The following is an 18,805-nucleotide window of genomic DNA, read 5'->3' as shown; positions in this document are numbered from 1 at the left end:
TCCGAACCATTTTTGAACGGGCCGATTACTTGATGTAGGCCGGGTCGACGAGTTTTGTCAGGTCAGGCTTGGCCTTGATGACGCCTGCCTGCAGCAGAAGTTCGGCCGCTTCGTCGTTGAATGTCTTGAAGCCGGTTTCGAAAAATTTCAGCGAGGCATCGCGTTCCTGCCATGTCAGGAAGGCGGCGGATTCACCGAACTGCGCGGCGCTCTGCTTGACGTCCTTGCCCATGATCTCGAAGGACTTTTCCTTGTCGGCCTTGATCATGTCGAGCGCCTCGTACCAGCTCTTGGCAATCGCCTTGGCGGCATCCGGATTGTCCTTCAGAAAGGCATTGGTGCAGCCAAACGTGTCGAGCACGGCCGGGTAATCATTGGTGGTGGCGATGATCTTGCCCTTTTCCGGCTCGGCGCGGACGCTCGACAGATAGGGCTCGTAGGTCATGGCGGCATCGTTCTGGCCGGCGAGCAGCGCTTGGGCTGCCGGACCCGGCTCGAGATTGACCACCTTGACGTCCTTCATGGTCATGCCGTTTTTGCCGAGAATCCAGGCCAGCAGGAAATAGGGCGAGGTGCCGGGTGCGGATGCGGCAATCGTCTTGCCCTTCAGGTCGGCGATCTTTTCGATGCCGGGCTTGACGGCAATGCCGTCGCCGCCGTGGGAAACGGAGAGCTGGAACATCTGCGTGGTTTCGATGCCGACGGCATTCCAGACGATCCAGGTTTCCACTGTTGTGGCGGCGCATTGCACATCACCGGATGCGAGCGCCAGATGGCGGCTGCCCTGCGGGATTTTTTTGATGGTGACGTCGAGGCCGTTCTTCTTGAAGATGCCGGCTTCCTTGGCCAGCGTCAGAGGCGCAAAACCGGTCCAGCCGGAAATGCCCAGCGAGACGGCGGTCTCGGCCCGGGCGGTGGTGGAGGCCATGAGAGCAGCCGCAAAGGCGGCAATGGTGGCAAGCTTTTTCATCTGGTTCGTTCCCCTGTCTGCTTCATTATTCAGCAGGTCAGCTGCCTGCCTATAAAGTGATAGTAGGCATGGGAGCGCAGACTTGTCTATACATAATGCGCCGGCTTTTGCCGTTGTCAGTGTGCTGCAAAAACTTTCAGGAAGATCAGGGCGAGGCCGCACAAAAATGCCAGCGAGAGGGTCGCCGCGACAATGACGCGTGTACCGGATTTTCGGATGCTGCTGATATCCACCGACAGGCCAAGGGCTGCCATCGAAACGATGGTGAGAAGGCCGGACGTGGCCGAGATCGGACCCAGCACGGGCTGCGGGATGAGGCCCGCCGAGCGCAAAGCCATCAGCGTGGCAAAGCCGATGATGAACCACGGCACCATGCTTTTCCAGCACAGCCCGGCACCGGAACGGCGACCGTGAAGGACGGACAGCGAAGCGACGACCGGACCGAGCATCAGCACGCGGATGAGCTTGACCAGCGTACCGGTCTGGACGCTGATGAGCCCGGCCGGGGCGGTGGCCGCCAGAACCTGCGGCACGGCGTAGACGGTGAGGCCGGCAAAAATGCCGAAATCGGATGGTCCAAGCGCGAGCGGCGCCTGCAGCAGCGGCAGGACCAGAACGAGGGCGACGCCGAGGACGGCGGTAAAGGCGATCGCGCTGGCAATTTCCTCCGGTTCTGCGCGGATCACCGGGGCGGCGGCGATAATCGCCGAATTGCCGCAGATGGAATTGCCGCAGGCAACCAGCGTCGCGACGCGCGGCGAAAGCCCGCCCAGGCGGCCGATCAGGTAACTGCCGGCCAGCGACAGGGCGACGATGACGGCGATGGCGGCGATCAGCATGCCTCCGGCCTCCTCGATGGCCGACAGGCTGATCGAGGCGCCGAGCAGCACCACGGCGATTTCCAGCACCGTCTTGGCGCAGAAGTGAATGCCGGCTTCCGCGATAGCCGGCAAGTCGACGAGTGAGCGCACCGCCATGCCGACGAGAATGGCCAAAACGAGCGCGGGGATCCCGCTTTCACCCCACAGGCGATGCTGCAGCGCCTCCAGGAGCAGCGCCGCTACCGCCACCGCAAGCGTTGCCAGCGCGCCCGGAACGAGGCGGACGAGGGTGCGGGAGGACGGGTGGTTGGTGTGGGTGGCGAGGGCCATCGAAACATCCAGATTGCCGCATTACGATGCGCTTCCCGCTCGTGCAATTCCATCGTATATTTCGGCATATTTCATTCGGAAAAGCAGAACGGTCTGCCGTGACACTTGAACAGCTTGCCATTTTCGTCGCGGTCGCCGAACGCCAGCATCTGACCCGCGGTGCGCAGGCGCTGGGGCTGACGCCGTCGGCTGCGAGTTCGGCCATCCGCACGTTGGAGGGGTTTCACGGGGTCGAACTGTTCCACCGGGTCGGGCGGCGCATCGAGCTGACGGCGATCGGCCGGGCCTTCCTCGGCGAGGCGCGTGCGACGCTGGCGCGCGCCAAGAGCGCCGAGCTGATGCTGTCGGACATGAGCGGGCTGGCGCGCGGTGAAATCAGCGTTTTTGCCAGCCAGACGATTGCTGGGTACTGGCTGCCGCCGATCCTCCTGAAATTCAAGCGGCTCTATCCCGGCGTCGCGCTGACGCTGACGATCGGCAATACGCGCACCGTCGCCGATGCGATCCGCGACGGGCTGGGCGATGTCGGTTTCGTTGAGGGCATGGTGGACGAGCCGGCGCTGTCGGTGCTGCCGATCGTCGCCGACCGGCTGGTGGTGGTGGCAAGCCCGGTGCATCCGTTTGGCGATGGCCGGGCCATTTCGCGTGCAGATATAACCGACGTCACCGCCTGGGTTCTTAGGGAAAAGGGATCGGGCACGCGTTCGGCCTTCGAGGAAGCGCTGGCAGGCATGGGGATCGGCCCCGGCGACATTTCGGTCATGCTGGAACTGCCGTCGAACGAGGCGGTGGTGTCGGCCGTGCGCTCGGGCGATTGCGCGACCGCGGTCTCGGGCATGGTGGCCGCGCCGTTCCTGCGCCAGGGGCTTCTCGTGCGGGCGGGCATCGATCTTCCGACCCGCAGCTTTGCCGTCCTGAGGCACAAGGAACGGCATCGGGGACGCGCGGCGGAAGAACTGGAGCGCATCAGTCGGGCGGCGGCCGACGAGCACAAGGCGGGTTTGATGGGGTTGTGAGGGTGAGGGATTTTTGGGGCGGGGGGCTGTGAGATTGCGCCCAGCCGATCTCCCCTAAGAGGTAGGATTTTGCACATAGAATAAAGACAGAGCTGCGCGCTCCGTCGATCTCCCCCTTTAGGGGAGATGTCAAGAAGTGGGAGGCCGACGGCGCTGCAAGTGGGTCGACAGCGGCTTTGGCACCAGCGTCACCCCCTCTGCCTGCCGGGGATCCCCCGTAGAGGGGAGAGCGCCTGGGCGCACTCTCGCAGATCCATATGTGATAGCCGTCCTGGAGAGTAAGATCGCCGGGGGCTTGCCCCCAAACAGTGTTTCTTCACCGCAGGCGAATGAGAAAACCTTCGCCGGTCCCTGAAATTTCCAGAGCTTCCTCCGCATTCAGTAGCAGGCAATCCAATGCCGAAAGCGTTTCCGTCGTCTCTCCGCGTCTCGCTTCCATTCGGCCCCGATGGCAAAGAACAAGCGTCGTTCCGGCGCCCGGCACCAGTTTCGTCGGCGCGACAAGCCTTTCCACGGCGTGCGAAAACCGGCCCCGCCGCGTCATTACGTTGAGATCTGTGATGGCGCCATCCACCAGCCGTGCCGTGGTTGCGGCATCGGCTGCGAACGGGTGGGGTGGCGACGCTTGCGTCAGCAGGACCTGCTCGCGACCTTCTACGAACAGTTCCATGCCGGTGCCTTCGAGGATCGATAGCGTTCGGTCGATGCCGGGGAAAACCGAAAATGGCCCATCTTCCGACACCGTTGCCATGCTGATGCGCCAATCGAACGTATCGACCGTTGCTGCAGGCGGAAAGACGGCGATCTCCACCGTCTGCCCAAGTCCGTTTTTCCATGGCATGTGTTTGTGATCGTTGGCGCGCAGGATTTTCACGTCAGTTGCCCAGAATGCCGGGAAGCCGCAGGCCTTTTTCTCTCGCGCAATCCAGCGCAATGTCGTAGCCGGCATCGGCATGGCGCATGACGCCGGTGGCGGGGTCGTTCCAGAGCACGCGTTCGAGACGGCGGTCGGCATCTTCCGAACCATCGGCGCAGATGACCATGCCGGAATGCTGCGAATATCCCATGCCGACACCGCCGCCGTGATGCAGCGAGACCCATGTCGCTCCGGATGCGGTGTTAAGCAGGGCGTTGAGCAGCGGCCAGTCGGAGACGGCATCCGAACCGTCCTGCATGGCTTCCGTCTCGCGGTTGGGCGAGGCGACGGAGCCTGAATCCAGATGGTCACGGCCGATGACGATCGGGGCTGAAAGCTCGCCGTTGCGCACCATTTCGTTGAAGGCGAGGCCGAGCTTGTGGCGATCACCCAGACCCACCCAGCAAATGCGCGCCGGCAGGCCCTGAAAGGCGATGCGTTCCTTCGCCATGTTCAGCCAGTTGTGCAGGTGCTTGTTGTCCGGCAGCAGTTCCTTCACCTTGGCGTCGGTCTTGTAGATATCCTCCGGGTCGCCCGAGAGGGCCGCCCAGCGGAACGGGCCGATGCCGCGGCAGAAAAGCGGGCGGATATAGGCCGGCACGAAACCGGGGAAGGCGAAGGCGTTTTCCAAACCCTCGTCCTTGGCGACCTGGCGGATATTGTTGCCGTAATCGAGCGTCGGCACGCCGGCATCCCAGAAGGCGACCATGGCTTCGACATGCGCCCTCATCGAGGCGCGGGCTGCGATCTCGACGGATTTCGGATCGGTTTCGCGCTTGGCTTTTGCTTCCTCGACGGTCCAGCCGATCGGCAGGTAACCGTTGCGCGGATCATGCGCCGAGGTCTGGTCGGTGACGATATCGGGGCGCGGGCCGCCGGCCTGCATGCGCTTGACCAGTTCGGGAAAGATTTCCGCCGCATTGCCGAGCAGGCCGACCGACTTTGCCTCGCCCCTTGCCGTCCATTCGGCGATCATGGCAAGCGCTTCATCGAGCGTTTTCGCCTTGGCATCGACGTAGCGGGTGCGCAGGCGAAAATCGATGCGGGTTTCGTCGCATTCCACGGCAAGGCAGCAGGCGCCGGCCATGACGGCGGCAAGCGGCTGTGCGCCGCCCATGCCACCGAGGCCACCAGTCAGGATCCATTTGCCCTTGAGGCTGCCGTCATAATGCTGGCGACCGGCCTCGACAAAGGTTTCGTAAGTGCCCTGCACGATCCCTTGAGTGCCGATATAGATCCACGAACCGGCGGTCATCTGGCCGTACATGGCCAGACCCTTTTTATCCAGTTCGTTAAAATGGTCCCAGGTTGCCCAGTGCGGCACGAGGTTCGAGTTGGCGATGAGGACGCGCGGCGCATCCTTGTGGGTACGAAACACGCCGACCGGTTTTCCCGATTGGACGAGCAGCGTTTCCTCTTCCGTCAGCGTCTTCAGCGTGTTGGCGATCTTGTCAAAGTCGTCCCATGTGCGGGCGGCGCGGCCGATGCCGCCATAAACCACCAGTTCATGCGGGTTTTCCGCGACGTCCGGGTCGAGATTGTTCATCAGCATGCGCAAGGGCGCTTCGGTCATCCAGCTTTTGGCGGTGAGTTCGTTTCCGCGTGGGGATCTTATGTCGCGGATATTGTGGCGCGGATTGGTCATCGTGTTTCCCTCTTTGTCTTTCTGGCGCTCAGTGCCCATTTGGGGCCAATGTCTCAAATCAGGCGAGAAGAGGCGGCAGGATGTTGGCCGAAACCGCAGCATTCAGCGCACCCGTTGCCACAAGATCGCTCGCCGCCTGCAGGTCGGTTGCCATGTAGCGATCCTCTTCCAGCGACGGCACGGCTGCTCGGATCGCGGCGATCGCGGACTGCAATTCCGGGCTCGTGACAAGCGGCGAACGCAGTTCCACGCCTTGTGCCGCCGTCAGCGCTTCGATGCCGATGATGGCGAACAGGTTGTCGGTCATGGGCAGAAGGCGGCGCGCACCGTGGCAGGCCATCGATACGTGGTCCTCCTGATTGGCGGAGGTCGGCGTGGAATCGACCGAGGCCGGGTGCGACATCTGCTTGTTTTCGCTCATCAGCGCGGCGGACGTGACTTCGGCGATCATCAGGCCGGAATTGAGGCCCGGCTTTCTGGCGAGGAAGGCGGGCAAGCCGTAGGAGAGCGCCGGATCAACGAGAAGCGCGATACGGCGCTGGGCGATCGCACCGATCTCGCAGACGGCAAGCGCGATCTGGTCGGCGGCAAAAGCCACCGGTTCGGCGTGAAAGTTGCCGCCCGAAACGACGGAATTGTCCGAAAGCACCAGCGGATTGTCGGTGACGGCATTGGCTTCGATTTCAAGTGTGCGGGCAACGGAGCGCAACAGGTCGAGGCAGGCGCCATCCACCTGCGGCTGGCAGCGGATGCAATAGGGGTCCTGCACGCGCTCGTCACCTTCGATATGGCTTTCGCGGATGACCGAATTCGCCAGAAGCGCGCGAAGGGCAGCGGCGGTGTCGATCTGGCCTTTGTGGCCACGCAGCGTGTGGATGTCCGGGTGGAAGGGTGCGGAGGAACCCATGGCGGCATCGGTGGACATGGCCCCGGTGATCAGCGCCGCCTGTGCTGCACGGTGGGCGCGAAAGAGGCCGGCAAGTGCAAGGGCGGTGGAGGTCTGCGTGCCGTTGATCAGCGCCAGACCTTCTTTTGCCGCCAGCACGACCGGCGTCAGACCGGCTTTCTTGAGCGCATCGGCACCGGAAAGACGTTCACCGCCAAAAAAGGCTTCGGCTTCGCCCATCATTACCGCCGCCATATGGGCGAGCGGTGCCAGATCGCCGGAAGCGCCGACCGAACCTTTTTCCGGGATGACCGGGATGACGCCTTTTTCCAGCATGGCCTCGATCAGCCGCACCAGTTCCAGCCGCACGCCGGATGCGCCACGGCCGAGCGACACAAGTTTCAGCGCCATGATCAGCCGCACGACATTTTCGGGCAAAGGCGCGCCGACGCCGCAGCAATGCGACAGGATGAGATTGCGCTGCAAAGTGGCGACGTCGCTCGCATCGATCTTGATCGAGGCGAGTTTTCCAAAACCGGTATTGATGCCGTAGACCGGCGCATTGCCGGCCGCGATCTCGGCAATGCGGGCCGCTGCACGCTCGATACCGGCATTGAATGACGCGTCGAGGCCGGCCGGTTCGCCGGTCCAGTAGATGGTTTCCAGTTGGCTGAGCGAAACGGAGCCGGGGTGGAGCGTAATGGTCATAGGTGAGCGCCTTTGAAAAAGCGGGCGTGGATGGGGTTAAAGCCGATGCGGTAGACCAGCTCGGCGGGGCTCTCGATTTTCCAGACGGCGAAATCCGCCGACTTGCCGACCTCCAGCGTGCCGGTTTCGTGAAGAAGACCAAGGGCGCGGGCGCCTTCGCGGGTGGCACCGGCAAGGCATTCTTCCACGGTGAGACGGAAGAGCGTGGCGGACATGTTCATGGTGAGAAGAAGCGAAGTGAGCGGCGAGGTACCGGGATTGCTGTCGGTGGCGATCGCGATTTTCGTGCCGGAATCGCGCAGGGCTTGCACCGGCGGTTTTTGGGTCTCGTTGATGGCGTAAAAGGCGCCCGGCAGTAGCACGGCCACGGTGCCCGCAGCGGCCATGGCGGCCGCACCTTCGGCATCCAGATATTCGAGATGATCGGCCGACAGTGCGCCATACGATGCCGCCATTCTGGCGCCGCCGAGGTTCGACAGCTGTTCGGCATGCAGTTTTACGGGAAGTCCGAGTTTTTTGGCGTGGTCGAAAACTTGGGCCATCTCCTCTACCGAAAAGGCGATGCCCTCGCAAAAACCGTCGACGGCATCGATCAGGCCTTCCGCATGCGCGGCGTCCATGCCCGGCAGAACGATATCGGAAATGTAATCGCCGTTGCGGCCCTTGTATTCGACCGGCGTGGCGTGCGCGGCGAGATAGGAGGTGACGATGCGGACGGGCCGCACTTTCTCCAGCGCGCGGGCGGCGCGCAGCATGTTGAGTTCGCCTTCGATGGAAAGGCCGTAACCCGATTTGATCTCAATGGTCGAAACGCCTTCCGAAAGCAGCGTATCGAGCCGGGGCAGGGCGGCGGCGACAAGGCCTTCGACGGACAGCGCATTGGTGGCTTTGACCGACGACACGATACCGCCGCCGGCACGAGCGACTTCTTCATAGGTCGCTCCTTCCAGCCGCATCTCGAATTCGCGGGCGCGGTTGCCGCCGTAGACGAGGTGGGTGTGGCAATCCACCAATGCCGGGGTGATCCAGCGGTTTTCCAGATCGACAACGGTTTCGATCGCTTTGAGCGGTGCAGGAAGATCGGCTTCAGAACCGACATAAGCGATACGACCATTTTGCGTGGCGATGACGCCGTCTTCGATGACGCCGAGGCCAGGCAGGGTTTCGTCGAGCGTGGCGATGCGGGCATTGCGCCACAAGGTCGGCACGGCTTCGGGGGCTGCCGTGCTGGCGTTGAAATCGACGTTTGTTGCGTGTGCGTCCGTCATTTTCACCTTCCCATGTTGACGATAATGTATATACATAATGACCGGAGTGGCAATATGGATTTTTTCGGGATGATCGTGCTGGCTGGCGTGTAGGCGCGAGGGCAGGGATCGGGGAGCTTTGACAATGACGACACTTCACGCGCAGTCGGCTTTGTTGCCGGGCGGCTGGACCCAAAATGTCCGGCTGACGATGGATGGTGGTCGCATTGCCGCCATCGAGACCGGCGCGGATCTGCAGGCAGGTGACGAGCGCCATGTGCTTCTTGTCCCGGCCATGCCCAACCTGCACAGCCACGCATTCCAGCGCGGCATGGCGGGACTGGCCGAAGTGCGTGGACCGTCAAGCGACAGTTTCTGGAGCTGGCGCACCGTCATGTACAAATTTGCACTGTCAATGACACCGGAGCATGTCGAGGCTGTTGCCGCGCAGCTTTATATGGAAATGCTGGAGGCCGGTTTTTCGCGCGTCGGCGAGTTTCATTATCTGCATCACGACAGGGATGGTTCGCCTTACGCCAACCCGACCGAACTCGCTGCACGCATCGCCGCCGCAAGTGCCGAGACCGGCCTGTCTCTGACGCTGCTGCCTGTGTTTTACGCGCATTCCGGTTTCGGTGGCGGCGTGCCGGCGGAGGGGCAGCGCCGGTTCATCCATTCGCTGGATGCGTTTGAAAAACTGATGGCTTCCTGCACCGGCCTGGTCGCCGGTCTCGATGGCGCTGTGTTGGGCGTTGCGCCGCATTCGCTGCGGGCGGTCACGCCGGAACAGCTTGCCGCCGTGGTGCCGATGACCAAAAACGGGCCGGTGCATATCCATGTCGCCGAACAGGTGAAGGAAGTGGAGGATTGCATCGCGTGGTCCGGCGCGCGGCCGGTTGAGTGGCTGCTGGACCATGCGCCGGTCGATGACAACTGGTGCCTGATCCACGCCACCCACATGAACGATGCCGAAACGCGGGCGATGGCGAAGCGGGGCGCGGTTGCAGGCCTTTGCCCGATCACCGAGGCCAATCTCGGCGACGGCATCTTTTCCGCACCGGCCTTTCTGGACGCAGGCGGAAAATTCGGCATCGGTTCGGATTCCAACATTCTGATCTCGCTGCCGGATGAGCTTCGGACATTCGAATATTCGCAGCGACTCGGCCTTCGCGCCCGAAATGTGGTGGCGCAAAGCGGTGGCTCCACCGGCCAACATCTGTTCGAAGGCGCGCTTGCCGGCGGGGCGCAGGCGCTGGGCACGAAGGCAGGTCTTGCTGAAGGCAATCCGGCCGATCTGGTTTCGCTGGATGTCTCGGCTGTGCCCTATCTTGCGCCGGATAAAATTCTCGATCATTGGCTGTTTGCAGGCGGTGTCTCGGTCGATTGCGTCTGGGCGCGCGGCGTGCGGCAGGTGTCGGGCGGGCGGCACAGGCGGCGTGACGAGATCAACCGCCGTTTTCAGGCGGCGATGAGGGAGTTTCTGTCGGAATGACGCCAAAGCGAGCAAAGACGTGAAGGATGCGACGCTGCACCAGCGTATCCTGGGCGATATCGAGGCGCGCATCGTGTCGGGAGAATGGCCGCCAGGCCACCGCATCCCCTTCGAAGTGGATCTCGCCGCAGACTACAACTGCTCACGCATGACCGCCAACAAGGTGCTCACTCAGTTGGCCAAATCCGGCCTGATCGAACGCCGCAAGAAATCCGGCAGTTTTGTCGCGCAGCCGCGCGCGCAGTCAGCCGTCCTGGCGATTGCCGAGATCGAGGCGGAAGTGCAGTCGCTGCGGCTTGCCTATTCGCATGTGGTTCACGCGCGCGCCAAACGTCGCGCCAATGCGCAGGACAAGCAGCGTTTGGAGCTTTCTCAAGCCGCATCGGTGCTGGATATCACCTGTATTCACCGCGCGGGGTCCGCCCCCTTTTGCGTGGAAGAGCGCCTGATCAGTCTGACGAGCGTGCCGGAAGCCGATCAGGAAACGTTCGACGCCATTGCGCCTGGCACATGGCTGCTGAAGCGGGTGCCGTGGAGCGCTGCCGAAAACCGTATTTCCGCCGTTTCCGCCGATGCGGCGATTGCCCGTCTGCTCGATATCGAAAAAGGCACGGCCTGCCTCGTCATCGAGCGTCGCACATGGAGCACGACCGGACCGGTCACATCCGTGCGTCTCACCTATCCCGGCGACCGCCATGCACTGGTGGCGCGTTTTGCGCCGGGTGGCGAGGGGTAGGGTTTCCTCTCGTTGTGTTTCTTTAGATATATCCCCTTCCCAATCTGCGACCTTTCGATATATTCCGCAAAACATTTCGCTTCCGGAGAACGTCCATATGCAAAACCCACGTCGCCACTGGTTGAGGGTTGCCGCTGCCGCGGCTACGTCGCTCTGGATCGGCCTCACCGTGACGGCGGCACCGGCGGTGGCGCAGGAAAGGGTGACGGTATTTGCCGCCGCCAGCATGAAGAATGCGCTGGATGCCGCCGATGCCGCATGGTCCAAGGAGACCGGCAGGCAGGTCACCGTGTCCTATGCCGCCAGCTCGGCTTTGGCCAAGCAGATCGAAGCCGGCGCACCGGCCGATGTGTTCATCTCCGCCGATCTCGACTGGATGGATTACGTTGCCAAGAAATCGCTGATCAAACCCGATAGCCGCTCAAACCTGCTCGGCAACCGCATCGTGCTGGTGGCCGAGAAGGGCAAGGCACGGAAGGTCGACATCAAGGACGGTTTCGATCTGTCCACGCTTGTGGGCAACAGCAAGCTTGCCATGGGCGCGGTCGACAGCGTCCCGGCCGGCAAATACGGCAAGGCGGCGCTTGAGAAACTCGGCGCGTGGGCGGCGGTCGAAAAGAAGGTGGCAGGTGCTGAAAGCGTTCGTGCCGCCCTGGCTCTCGTTTCGCGCGGCGAGGCCGCTTACGGCATCGTCTACCAGACCGATGCCGCTGCCGATCCGGGCGTGGAGATCGTCGGCACCTTCCCGGAGGATTCGCATCCAGCCATCATCTATCCGGTCGCGCTTCTGCACGAATCCAGGAGCGCCGATGCGGCTGCCTATCTCGACTTCCTGAAGTCCGGCAAGGCAGCGCCTTTCTTCGAGCGTCAGGGCTTTACGGTTCTGAAGAAGTAAGTGCTTCATAGCCGCTGGTCTATGGTGGCTCCTGCCGGGGGGCGGGGGCCGCATCTTTGATAAGGGTCGGGTTGTTTTGGACTGGCTGACACTCAGCGACGAAGAATGGACGGCGATCCGTCTCAGCCTGCGGGTTTCCAGCATTGCCATGCTCGCCAGCCTGCCTTTCGGCATTCTCGTCGCGTTGGCGCTTGCGCGTGGAAAATTCTGGGGCAAGTCGATCCTCAACGGCATCGTGCATCTGCCGCTCATCCTGCCGCCGGTCGTCACCGGCTACCTTCTTCTCGTTCTGTTTGGCCGGCGCGGCGTGATCGGCGCCTTTCTCGACCAGTATCTCGGCATCGTGCTCTCCTTTCGCTGGACGGGGGCGGCGCTCGCCTGCGGCGTCATGGGCTTTCCGCTGATGGTGCGGTCCATCCGTCTGTCGATCGAGGCGGTCGATGGCAAGCTCGAAGAAGCGGCCGGCACTTTGGGCGCAAGCCCAACCTGGGTGTTCCTGACCGTCACGCTGCCGCTCATCCTGCCCGGCATCATTGCCGGCGCCATCCTGTCCTTTGCCAAGGCGATGGGAGAGTTCGGTGCTACCATCACGTTCGTTTCCAACATTCCGGGCGAGACGCAGACGCTGTCGGCCGCCATCTATACGTTCACGCAGGTGCCGGGCGGCGATGCCGGGGCGCTCAGGCTCACCATCGTCGCCGTGCTCATTTCCATGGCAGCGCTGCTGGCATCGGAATTCATGGCCCATATGATCGGCAAGCGCACGAGGCTCGGATGACGCTCACCGTCGATGCAAGGACAAGGCTCGGCGCATTTTCGCTCGATGTCTCCTTCACCTCGGATCGGGGCGTGACGGCGCTGTTCGGTCGTTCGGGATCGGGCAAGACCTCGGTCATCCGCATGATCGCCGGCCTGTCGCGGCCCGATCACGGCCGCATCGTATTCGACGGCGACGTGCTTGCGGATGCGGCGAACCGCATTTTCGTGCCGCCGCACCGGCGCCGTTTCGGCTATGTGTTTCAGGAGGCGCGGCTGTTTCCGCATCTCGATGTGCGCCGCAACCTGCTTTATGGCCGCTGGTTCGCATCGGCGTCGCGCAGCAGCGACAATTTCGATCAGATCGTCGACCTGCTCGGCATTGCCGGGTTGCTCGAGAGGCGGCCGGGGCGCCTGTCGGGGGGCGAGCAGCAGCGGGTTGCGATCGGCCGGGCGCTGTTATCGGCGCCGCGCCTGCTTTTGATGGACGAGCCGCTGGCGGCACTCGACGAAGGCCGCAAGAACGAGGTCCTGCCCTATCTGGAACGGCTGCGCGACGAACTGGGTGTGCCGATCGTCTATGTCAGCCACGCGGTCGACGAAGTGGCGCGGCTGGCGGATCGCGTCGTGCTGATGAAGGACGGGCGGATCGAGGCGAGCGGCACGGCTTCCGACGTGCTGCGCGCGCCGGGAGGCGACAGGCGCGATGCCGCAAGCGTTCTTGCGGGCACGGTCGAGGCGGTGGATGCACTGCACCGTCTGGCGCGCGTGCGCACCGGCGCGGGAACCCTGCTCGTGCCTGTCGATGGCGCGCATGTGGACCAGGCGGTGCGCGTGCTCGTCCCGGCACGCGACGTGATGATCGCGACCGTGAGGCCCGAGGGCCTGAGTGCCCTCAATATCCTGCCGGGCACGCTGGAGCGGCTCGACGCCGACGGCAACGGCATGATCGGTGTGCGCATCTTGTGCGGCAGCGAAACGCTGGTGGCACGCATCACCGAATTTTCGAGCGTGGCGCTGAGGCTTCAGCCGGGCCAGGCGGTGTTTGCGGCGATCAAGACGGCAGCGCTGGAACGGCGCTAGGGTTTCCGTCCCGGTCCGGTGTTTTGAAACTGCCGTCAGCGGCGCTGCCTTGTGACGCTTGCCGGCGCCGGAACTGGAAGCCTGAGCTCCTCGGTATCCTCATGGGACCGCAACGGCGTCGGTTGTCGATGCCGGGATCAACCGCAGCGGCGACGACAACGGCATGGCCGGTGTGCGCATCCTGTTCGCAGCATCGGGTCGCGCGCATCACCGAATTTCGCGTGCAGTGCAAAATCACCGTCGGGCGCAGGCGGGTTAAGAGGATCAGGACGGCATCGCGGGAACGGCGCGGGTTTTCGTCTTTCGCTCAGGTCTCGTCTTCCGCGGGCGCCTCGGTCGCGGTTCCGGCGGCACTATGGTGTTTAAGCCAGGCGAGATCGGCATCGAGCGCAGTGATTACGGTTGCCTGCGCGGCATGCATGCGTGCGAGAAGGTCTTCCCCGAACCTCGTCAACGCGGCGCCGCCACCTTGTTTGCCGCCGCGCTGGCTCTCCACGACCGGCTGATGGAACATGTGGTTTAGCGCATCGACCAGCAGCCAGGCGCGACGATAGGACATGTCCATGGCCCGGCCGGCGGCGGAAATCGAGCCGGTTTCGCGGATCAGGCCCAACAGTTGCACCTTGCCGCGCCCAAGCCGCATGCCGCCGGGAAAATCGACGCTCAGCACGACTTTCAGATCATGCCCTCCGTTTGTCGTCATGGCTCGTCTTCTCCACGCTCTGTCGTCGTGCGGTTTGCCTTCCGCCGGGCTTGGACCTCAGTAGCCTGCGCTGCGGTCAATCGTCTTCGGCAGCTCTCCGGTCTGGCGCCAGCGGCGGATATTGGCCGCGACGATGCCGGCGGCGGTGAAGCGGTCGGTGGGGCCCGAAATATGCGGCAGAACGGTAACCGCGGGATGCGCCCAGAACGGCGAGACTGCCGGCAAGGGCTCCTGCTCGAAAACGTCCAGCACCGCATGCGACAGACGTCCGGCATCGAGCGCCGCGATCAGGTCGGCATCGACGATGATCGGACCGCGCGCGAAATTGACGATCGCGGCCCCGTGTTTCATCTGCGCCAGACGCCGGGCATCCAGGAGACCGCGCGTCTCGCCCGTCAACGGCAGCAGGCAGACGAGAATATCGCTGGCGGCAAGGACCTGGACGAGGCCGTCTTCGCCGCAAAAGGTTTTCGCGCCCTCCAGCGTCGCCTCGCGCCGGCTCCAGCCGATGACGTCGAAGCCGGCCGCCTGCAGCCGCCCGGCCGCTGCCCTGCCCAGTTCGCCTAGCCCGAGCAGGCCGACCGTGATGTCGCGGGGGTGGCGGTAGTCGCGCGGCGCCCACTGCCCCGCCTGCTGGCTCTTGCGATAGGCCGGCATGTCGCGATGCAGGTAATAGGTCCAGGCGAGCACAGCCTCGGCCATGACGCGGGCAAGTTCGGGATCGACAAGACGCACGATCGGCGGCGCATCCGCTCCAAGCTCGGCAACCAGCCGCTCGACGCCCGCCCACAGGCTATGGATCCATGCGATATTGGGCAGTTGCGCCACCTGCGCCGGATCCGGGTTGGCAACGATCGCCATCTCGGCTGCGTCGCGCTGTTGCGGCGTCATCTCGCGGAAAGCCATCAGGGTTTCTTCCGGCAGCGCCTCGCTCAACGCATCCTTCCAGATTGCCTCGGTTGCAGCATCCATACGGGTGACGAGAGCGAGCGGTTTCGGCATGGCGATATCTTTCGGCACTGTCTCTAGGGGCGGCTTGAAATGCGGTCCTTTCTTGTAGCACGGGTTCCTCAAGCGTCCAGTCGCGGCCGTTATCTTTCAAGGAGATGATGCTATGGCGCGGGACGCGTGCCGATGCTAACGGTCTGCTACTAACGGTCTTCTACTAACAGGCCGCGCGGGCCCCGCGACGCGCTGGCCGTCCACCGCTTGTCACTCTCAGGAACGCCTTCATGACCCGCATCGTCTATCTCAACGGCCAGTGGCTGCCCGAAACCGAAGCCAAGGTGTCGATTTTCGACCGCGGTTACATGTTTGCGGATGCCGTCTACGAAGTGACGGCGGTGATCGACGGCAAGCTCCTGGACCATGCCGGCCATGCCGCAAGACTGAAGCGCTCGCTCGATGCGCTCGGCATTCCGATGCCGGTAAGCGAGGAAGCGCTTACCGACCTGCATCACGAGATCGTCGCCAGAAACGGTCTCGACCAGGGACTGGTCTATCTGCAGATTTCGCGCGGCGCCGAGGATCGCAACTTCGTGTTTTCGGAAGGGATGACGCCGACCTTTTCGATGTTCACGCAGGATGTGCCGCTGCTTGCCAATCCCAAGGCCGAGACCGGATTGAAAATGGTGTCCATGCCGGATGGCCGCTGGGCGAACCGGCAGATCAAGACCGTCCAGCTGCTGTATTCGTCGCTTGCCAAGATGGAAGCGAAGAGAAACGGTGCGGACGACGTGGTTTTCGTGGAGGACGGGTTCATTACCGAGGCAAGCTCGGCCAATTTCCATATTATCAACGGATCCGGTGTTTTGGTGACGCGGCCGCTTTCCAACGCGCTCCTGCACGGCATTACCCGCGCGGCGGTGCTGACGCTGGCGCAAAAGGCGGATCTGGCGGTGGAGGAACGGGCCTTTTCGATCGAGGAGGCGCTGGCGGCCAAGGAGGCGTTCATCACCTCTGCCGGCGCTTTCGTGCTGCCGGTCGTCTCCATCGACGGCATGGCGATCGGCAGTGGCAAGCCGGGCCCGCTGACTGCGAAACTCCGCAGAATTTATATCGAGGACCAACTGGCCAAGGCAATCGGCCGCTGAAGCGCCGCGCGAACGCGATTGATCGAAAATCCATTTGCCGACGCGTGATGACAGGCGGTCCGCATTTTTAAGCATGCGTGCCGCTATTTTGGCCGACTGCTCAAAATTCAGGCGGCATTCGGTCGTCAGTTGTTACGCGTGGGTTTGGTATCGTCGTCATGCAGCGCGACCTCGTGATACCAGGCGCCCCCGAAAGCAAGATCGGAGAAATCAACGCGACTTGCGGGAGGCATCGCCGTTACGGTCGCGATGCGGGCCGACTTCTTATCGTGCCAGCCCGCCCGACCGCCGACCGGAAATTGCAGGACTGTTGCCGTCTGTCTTTCGAAACGCGTCGCCATGATCTTCGTCCGATGCTCTATGCATTGATACGCGATGTCTCATTTGCTCAACATTTATTCTCTAAGCCGGAATTTGAGTCAATAACCAGACGAATAAATGTGCATTCAGCCTATATTTTGTGCACTTAATGTTTGGTGCCCCGCAGGAGTGCGAGGCCGTCTGTCTGCCTTAACGGCCAAACGGCGCCACCGGTTCCCATCCTTTCGTGTCCATATGAATGGTCTGATTGTTTGCTTGCCACCCATCGCCGCGGGCCATGAGGGGAGCTTGGGGAGTCATATTTTTTACGGCCTACGCCAAACTGGCACGCGCTATGCATGGTATCAGACATCCATGTGGGGCCGGTTCCATGATGCGGGCGGCCGTTGGATGTTGTGCCCATTCAGACAGCATCAGTAGAGAGACACAGATGACGAAATTTAAGCTCGAGTATATTTGGCTGGACGGCTACACCCCGGTTCCGAACCTGCGCGGCAAGACGCAGGTCAAGGAATTCGACGCCTTCCCGACGCTGGAACAGCTGCCGCTGTGGGGCTTTGACGGTTCGTCCACGATGCAGGCAGAAGGTCGCTCGTCCGATTGCGTGCTGAAGCCGGTCGCTCTTTATCCGGATCCGGCCCGCACCAATGGTGTGCTGGTCATGTGCGAAGTCATGATGCCGGATGGCGTCACGCCGCATCCGTCCAACAGCCGCGCCACCATTCTCGACGACGAGGACGCATGGTTCGGCTTCGAGCAGGAATATTTCTTCTATGAGAACGGCCGCCCGCTCGGCTTTCCGGAACAGGGTTACCCGGCGCCGCAGGGTCCGTATTATTGCGGCGTCGGCCCGAGAACCAGCAGCACCAGCTGCACGACGGCGGCGCGATGCAGACCCCCGCGGGCCGTGCGTCGGAGCTCGGCCGCGGGACGGGCAGGCAGGTTCCCGGTCAGGGCGGCGGCGGTGGCGAGTTCGGCCCGCCCGGCAGCGGCGACCCGGCCGGTTACGCTCCCGAGGGAAGCTTCGGCTCGTACGGGGACGACGACTTCGTCAAGCCGCGGCGCGGTCGCAAGTGGCTCAAGAGATCCTTCTTCATCGTCCTGGCGCTGGCCGTCGTGGGCGGTGGCCTGTACGGCGGTTACCGCTGGACGCAGACGCAGTACTACGTCGGTTCGAACGAGTCGCATGTCGCGCTGTACCGCGGCATCAGCCAGGACCTGGCGTGGGTGAGTCTGTCGAAGGTCGAGACGGACCACCCCGAGATCGAACTCAAGTACCTGCCGCCCTACCAGCGCAAGCAGGTCGAGGCGACGATCACCGAGGGCAGCTTCGGTGACGCCAAGGACAAGATCGGCGAGCTGTCGGTGCAGGCTTCGGCCTGCAAGAAGGACGCCGAGCGCCGCCAGGCGGAGAACGAGCAGAACGCGAAGACCGGCGAGGGCGAGGCGGGTGGCACCACAGGCGCCACCAAGACGTCTTTCACCACGTCACGCGCCTCGGCGAAGACAGCGCCGAGTCCGACACCCACGCCGTCCGGAACGGCCAAGTCCAAGACCGCACCGACGCCCACACCTGGCCCCAGCCTCTCGGAGGATGAGCAGAAGCTGGTCCCGCTGTGCGGTAAGCAGTAAGCAGCCGTTGGGGGCCTTTGCACGCCATGAGCAGTAGCACTACACACACGTCGACCATCGGCGCGATCGGTGCGCCGAGCCGGCGCAACACCGAGCTCGCGCTCCTCGCGTTCGCCGTCGTCATCCCCGTTTTCGCGTACGCGAACGTGGGCCTGGCGATCGACGGCTCGCTGCCCGCCGGGCTCCTGGGCTACGGCCTGGGCCTCGGCCTGCTCGCGGGCGTCGCGCACATCGTCGTACGCCGGTTCGCGCCGTACGCCGATCCGCTGCTCCTGCCGATCGCGACCCTGCTCAACGGCATGGGTCTGGTCATCATCTGGCGCCTGGACCAGTCGGAGCGCCTGCAGCAGCTGGCCAAGGCGCAGTACGGGTCGTTCAGCCCGGACGCGCCGAACCAGCTGATGTACTCCGCGATCGGCATCGCCCTGTTCGTGGGCGTGCTCATGCTGCTCAAGGACCACCGCATCCTGCAGCGCTACACCTACATCTCCATGGTGGGCGCGCTGATCCTGCTGCTGCTGCCGCTCGTGCCGGGTCTCGGTATGAACGTGTTCG

The 18,805-nt window shown here is 63.2% G+C and carries 17 protein-coding genes and 2 pseudogenes; 10 read left to right on the top strand and 9 right to left on the bottom strand.

Features of this window, described 5'->3' with window-relative positions:
- Positions 1 to 25: 25 nt before the first annotated feature.
- Together ACQKKX_RS19075 and ACQKKX_RS19070 are read right to left on the bottom strand one after the other, a co-directional pair.
- Complete coding sequence (locus tag ACQKKX_RS19075) at positions 26 to 970, bottom strand: ABC transporter substrate-binding protein (protein ID WP_427572928.1); 945 nt, start codon at positions 968 to 970, stop codon at positions 26 to 28.
- Between the two features lie 116 nt (positions 971 to 1,086).
- Positions 1,087 to 2,121: a YeiH family protein gene (locus ACQKKX_RS19070; RefSeq protein ID WP_427572926.1), complete on the bottom strand. Its 1,035-nt coding sequence runs from the start codon at positions 2,119 to 2,121 to the stop codon at positions 1,087 to 1,089.
- 98 nt (positions 2,122 to 2,219) lie between these two features.
- On the opposite strand from ACQKKX_RS19070, the gene ACQKKX_RS19065 reads away from it, so the two are divergent.
- Positions 2,220 to 3,137 (top strand): LysR substrate-binding domain-containing protein, encoded by a 918-nt coding sequence (locus tag ACQKKX_RS19065; RefSeq protein ID WP_427572924.1) that lies wholly within the window; start codon positions 2,220 to 2,222, stop codon positions 3,135 to 3,137.
- A gap of 316 nt (positions 3,138 to 3,453) precedes the next feature.
- On the opposite strand, the gene ACQKKX_RS19060 is transcribed toward ACQKKX_RS19065, so the two are convergent.
- The 4 genes from ACQKKX_RS19060 to hutI are packed head-to-tail and all read right to left on the bottom strand — an operon-like array spanning position 3,454 to position 8,560.
- Positions 3,454 to 4,011, bottom strand: a complete 558-nt coding sequence (locus tag ACQKKX_RS19060) for a HutD/Ves family protein (protein ID WP_427572922.1) — start codon at positions 4,009 to 4,011, stop codon at positions 3,454 to 3,456.
- Between the two features lies 1 nt (position 4,012).
- Complete coding sequence (gene hutU / locus ACQKKX_RS19055; protein WP_427572920.1) at positions 4,013 to 5,698, bottom strand: urocanate hydratase; 1,686 nt, start codon at positions 5,696 to 5,698, stop codon at positions 4,013 to 4,015.
- A gap of 58 nt (positions 5,699 to 5,756) precedes the next feature.
- Positions 5,757 to 7,292, bottom strand: coding sequence for a histidine ammonia-lyase (hutH, locus tag ACQKKX_RS19050; RefSeq protein WP_427572918.1), 1,536 nt, complete (start codon positions 7,290 to 7,292; stop codon positions 5,757 to 5,759).
- Complete coding sequence (gene hutI / locus ACQKKX_RS19045; RefSeq protein ID WP_427572916.1) at positions 7,289 to 8,560, bottom strand: imidazolonepropionase; 1,272 nt, start codon at positions 8,558 to 8,560, stop codon at positions 7,289 to 7,291. The genes hutH and hutI overlap by 4 nt, the downstream gene beginning before the upstream one ends.
- A gap of 124 nt (positions 8,561 to 8,684) precedes the next feature.
- Here hutI and ACQKKX_RS19040 point away from each other — a divergent pair, with 124 nt between their 5' ends.
- The 5 genes from ACQKKX_RS19040 to modC all read left to right on the top strand — a co-directional run bounded on the left by ACQKKX_RS19040 (position 8,685) and on the right by modC (position 13,501).
- A complete protein-coding gene (locus ACQKKX_RS19040) occupies positions 8,685 to 10,031 on the top strand; it encodes a formimidoylglutamate deiminase (protein WP_427572915.1) in 1,347 nt (448 codons plus the stop codon).
- A gap of 19 nt (positions 10,032 to 10,050) precedes the next feature.
- The gene (gene hutC / locus ACQKKX_RS19035; protein ID WP_427572914.1) at positions 10,051 to 10,767 is read left to right on the top strand and encodes a histidine utilization repressor; all 717 of its coding nucleotides are present in this window, start codon (positions 10,051 to 10,053) and stop codon (positions 10,765 to 10,767) included.
- Positions 10,768 to 10,864: 97 nt separating this feature from the next.
- Positions 10,865 to 11,662 (top strand): molybdate ABC transporter substrate-binding protein, encoded by a 798-nt coding sequence (gene modA, locus ACQKKX_RS19030; protein ID WP_427572913.1) that lies wholly within the window; start codon positions 10,865 to 10,867, stop codon positions 11,660 to 11,662.
- A 76-nt stretch (positions 11,663 to 11,738) separates the two neighbouring features.
- The gene (gene modB, locus ACQKKX_RS19025; RefSeq protein ID WP_427572912.1) at positions 11,739 to 12,440 is read left to right on the top strand and encodes a molybdate ABC transporter permease subunit; all 702 of its coding nucleotides are present in this window, start codon (positions 11,739 to 11,741) and stop codon (positions 12,438 to 12,440) included.
- The gene (gene modC, locus ACQKKX_RS19020; RefSeq protein WP_427572910.1) at positions 12,437 to 13,501 is read left to right on the top strand and encodes a molybdenum ABC transporter ATP-binding protein; all 1,065 of its coding nucleotides are present in this window, start codon (positions 12,437 to 12,439) and stop codon (positions 13,499 to 13,501) included. Before modB ends, modC begins: the two co-directional genes overlap by 4 nt.
- A 307-nt stretch (positions 13,502 to 13,808) precedes the next feature.
- Here the strand turns inward: modC and ACQKKX_RS19015 are convergent, their stop codons facing one another.
- Entirely contained in the window at positions 13,809 to 14,204 is a 396-nt protein-coding gene (locus tag ACQKKX_RS19015; RefSeq protein ID WP_427572909.1) for a winged helix-turn-helix domain-containing protein, read from the bottom strand.
- A gap of 57 nt (positions 14,205 to 14,261) precedes the next feature.
- On the bottom strand, positions 14,262 to 15,206 hold the full coding sequence (locus ACQKKX_RS19010; protein ID WP_427572908.1) for a 2-hydroxyacid dehydrogenase: 945 nt from the start codon (positions 15,204 to 15,206) through the stop codon (positions 14,262 to 14,264).
- Between the two features lie 230 nt (positions 15,207 to 15,436).
- Here ACQKKX_RS19010 and ACQKKX_RS19005 point away from each other — a divergent pair, with 230 nt between their 5' ends.
- On the top strand, positions 15,437 to 16,297 hold the full coding sequence (locus ACQKKX_RS19005) for a D-amino-acid transaminase (protein WP_427572906.1): 861 nt from the start codon (positions 15,437 to 15,439) through the stop codon (positions 16,295 to 16,297).
- Between the two features lie 125 nt (positions 16,298 to 16,422).
- Here the strand turns inward: ACQKKX_RS19005 and ACQKKX_RS19000 are convergent, their stop codons facing one another.
- Complete coding sequence (locus tag ACQKKX_RS19000; protein ID WP_427572905.1) at positions 16,423 to 16,638, bottom strand: DUF2735 domain-containing protein; 216 nt, start codon at positions 16,636 to 16,638, stop codon at positions 16,423 to 16,425.
- 410 nt (positions 16,639 to 17,048) lie between these two features.
- Between ACQKKX_RS19000 and ACQKKX_RS18995 the strand changes: the two are divergent.
- From ACQKKX_RS18995 to ACQKKX_RS18985, 3 genes and pseudogenes are all read left to right on the top strand, one after another.
- Positions 17,049 to 17,468, top strand: a pseudogene (locus ACQKKX_RS18995) (glutamine synthetase beta-grasp domain-containing protein); the annotation flags it as partial.
- Positions 17,469 to 17,506: 38 nt separating this feature from the next.
- Complete coding sequence (locus ACQKKX_RS18990; protein ID WP_427573085.1) at positions 17,507 to 18,250, top strand: hypothetical protein; 744 nt, start codon at positions 17,507 to 17,509, stop codon at positions 18,248 to 18,250.
- Positions 18,251 to 18,276: 26 nt separating this feature from the next.
- Positions 18,277 to 18,805: pseudogene (locus ACQKKX_RS18985) on the top strand (hypothetical protein); the annotation flags it as partial.

It is taken from the genome of Neorhizobium sp. NPDC001467 (assembly GCF_050275975.1).
Lineage (GTDB): Bacteria > Pseudomonadota > Alphaproteobacteria > Rhizobiales > Rhizobiaceae > Neorhizobium.
Note: the sequence above shows the minus strand (reverse complement) of the source record. Positions and strands in the feature narration are given on the sequence as shown.

Excerpts from the sequence above, each read along its gene's own strand:
- ACQKKX_RS19075 (WP_427572928.1), bottom strand. The coding sequence starts at position 970 with ATGAAAAAGCTTGCCACCATTGCCGCCTTTGCGGCTGCTCTCATGGCC.
- ACQKKX_RS19070 (WP_427572926.1), bottom strand. The coding sequence starts at position 2,121 with ATGGCCCTCGCCACCCACACCAACCACCCGTCCTCCCGCACCCTCGTC.
- hutU (WP_427572920.1), bottom strand. The coding sequence starts at position 5,698 with ATGACCAATCCGCGCCACAATATCCGCGACATAAGATCCCCACGCGGA.
- hutH (WP_427572918.1), bottom strand. The coding sequence starts at position 7,292 with ATGACCATTACGCTCCACCCCGGCTCCGTTTCGCTCAGCCAACTGGAA.
- hutI (WP_427572916.1), bottom strand. The coding sequence starts at position 8,560 with ATGACGGACGCACACGCAACAAACGTCGATTTCAACGCCAGCACGGCA.
- ACQKKX_RS19040 (WP_427572915.1), top strand. The coding sequence starts at position 8,685 with ATGACGACACTTCACGCGCAGTCGGCTTTGTTGCCGGGCGGCTGGACC.
- modA (WP_427572913.1), top strand. The coding sequence starts at position 10,865 with ATGCAAAACCCACGTCGCCACTGGTTGAGGGTTGCCGCTGCCGCGGCT.
- modC (WP_427572910.1), top strand. The coding sequence starts at position 12,437 with ATGACGCTCACCGTCGATGCAAGGACAAGGCTCGGCGCATTTTCGCTC.
- ACQKKX_RS19015 (WP_427572909.1), bottom strand. The coding sequence starts at position 14,204 with ATGACGACAAACGGAGGGCATGATCTGAAAGTCGTGCTGAGCGTCGAT.
- ACQKKX_RS19010 (WP_427572908.1), bottom strand. The coding sequence starts at position 15,206 with ATGCCGAAACCGCTCGCTCTCGTCACCCGTATGGATGCTGCAACCGAG.
- ACQKKX_RS19005 (WP_427572906.1), top strand. The coding sequence starts at position 15,437 with ATGACCCGCATCGTCTATCTCAACGGCCAGTGGCTGCCCGAAACCGAA.
- ACQKKX_RS19000 (WP_427572905.1), bottom strand. The coding sequence starts at position 16,638 with ATGGCGACGCGTTTCGAAAGACAGACGGCAACAGTCCTGCAATTTCCG.
- ACQKKX_RS18990 (WP_427573085.1), top strand. The coding sequence starts at position 17,507 with ATGCAGACCCCCGCGGGCCGTGCGTCGGAGCTCGGCCGCGGGACGGGC.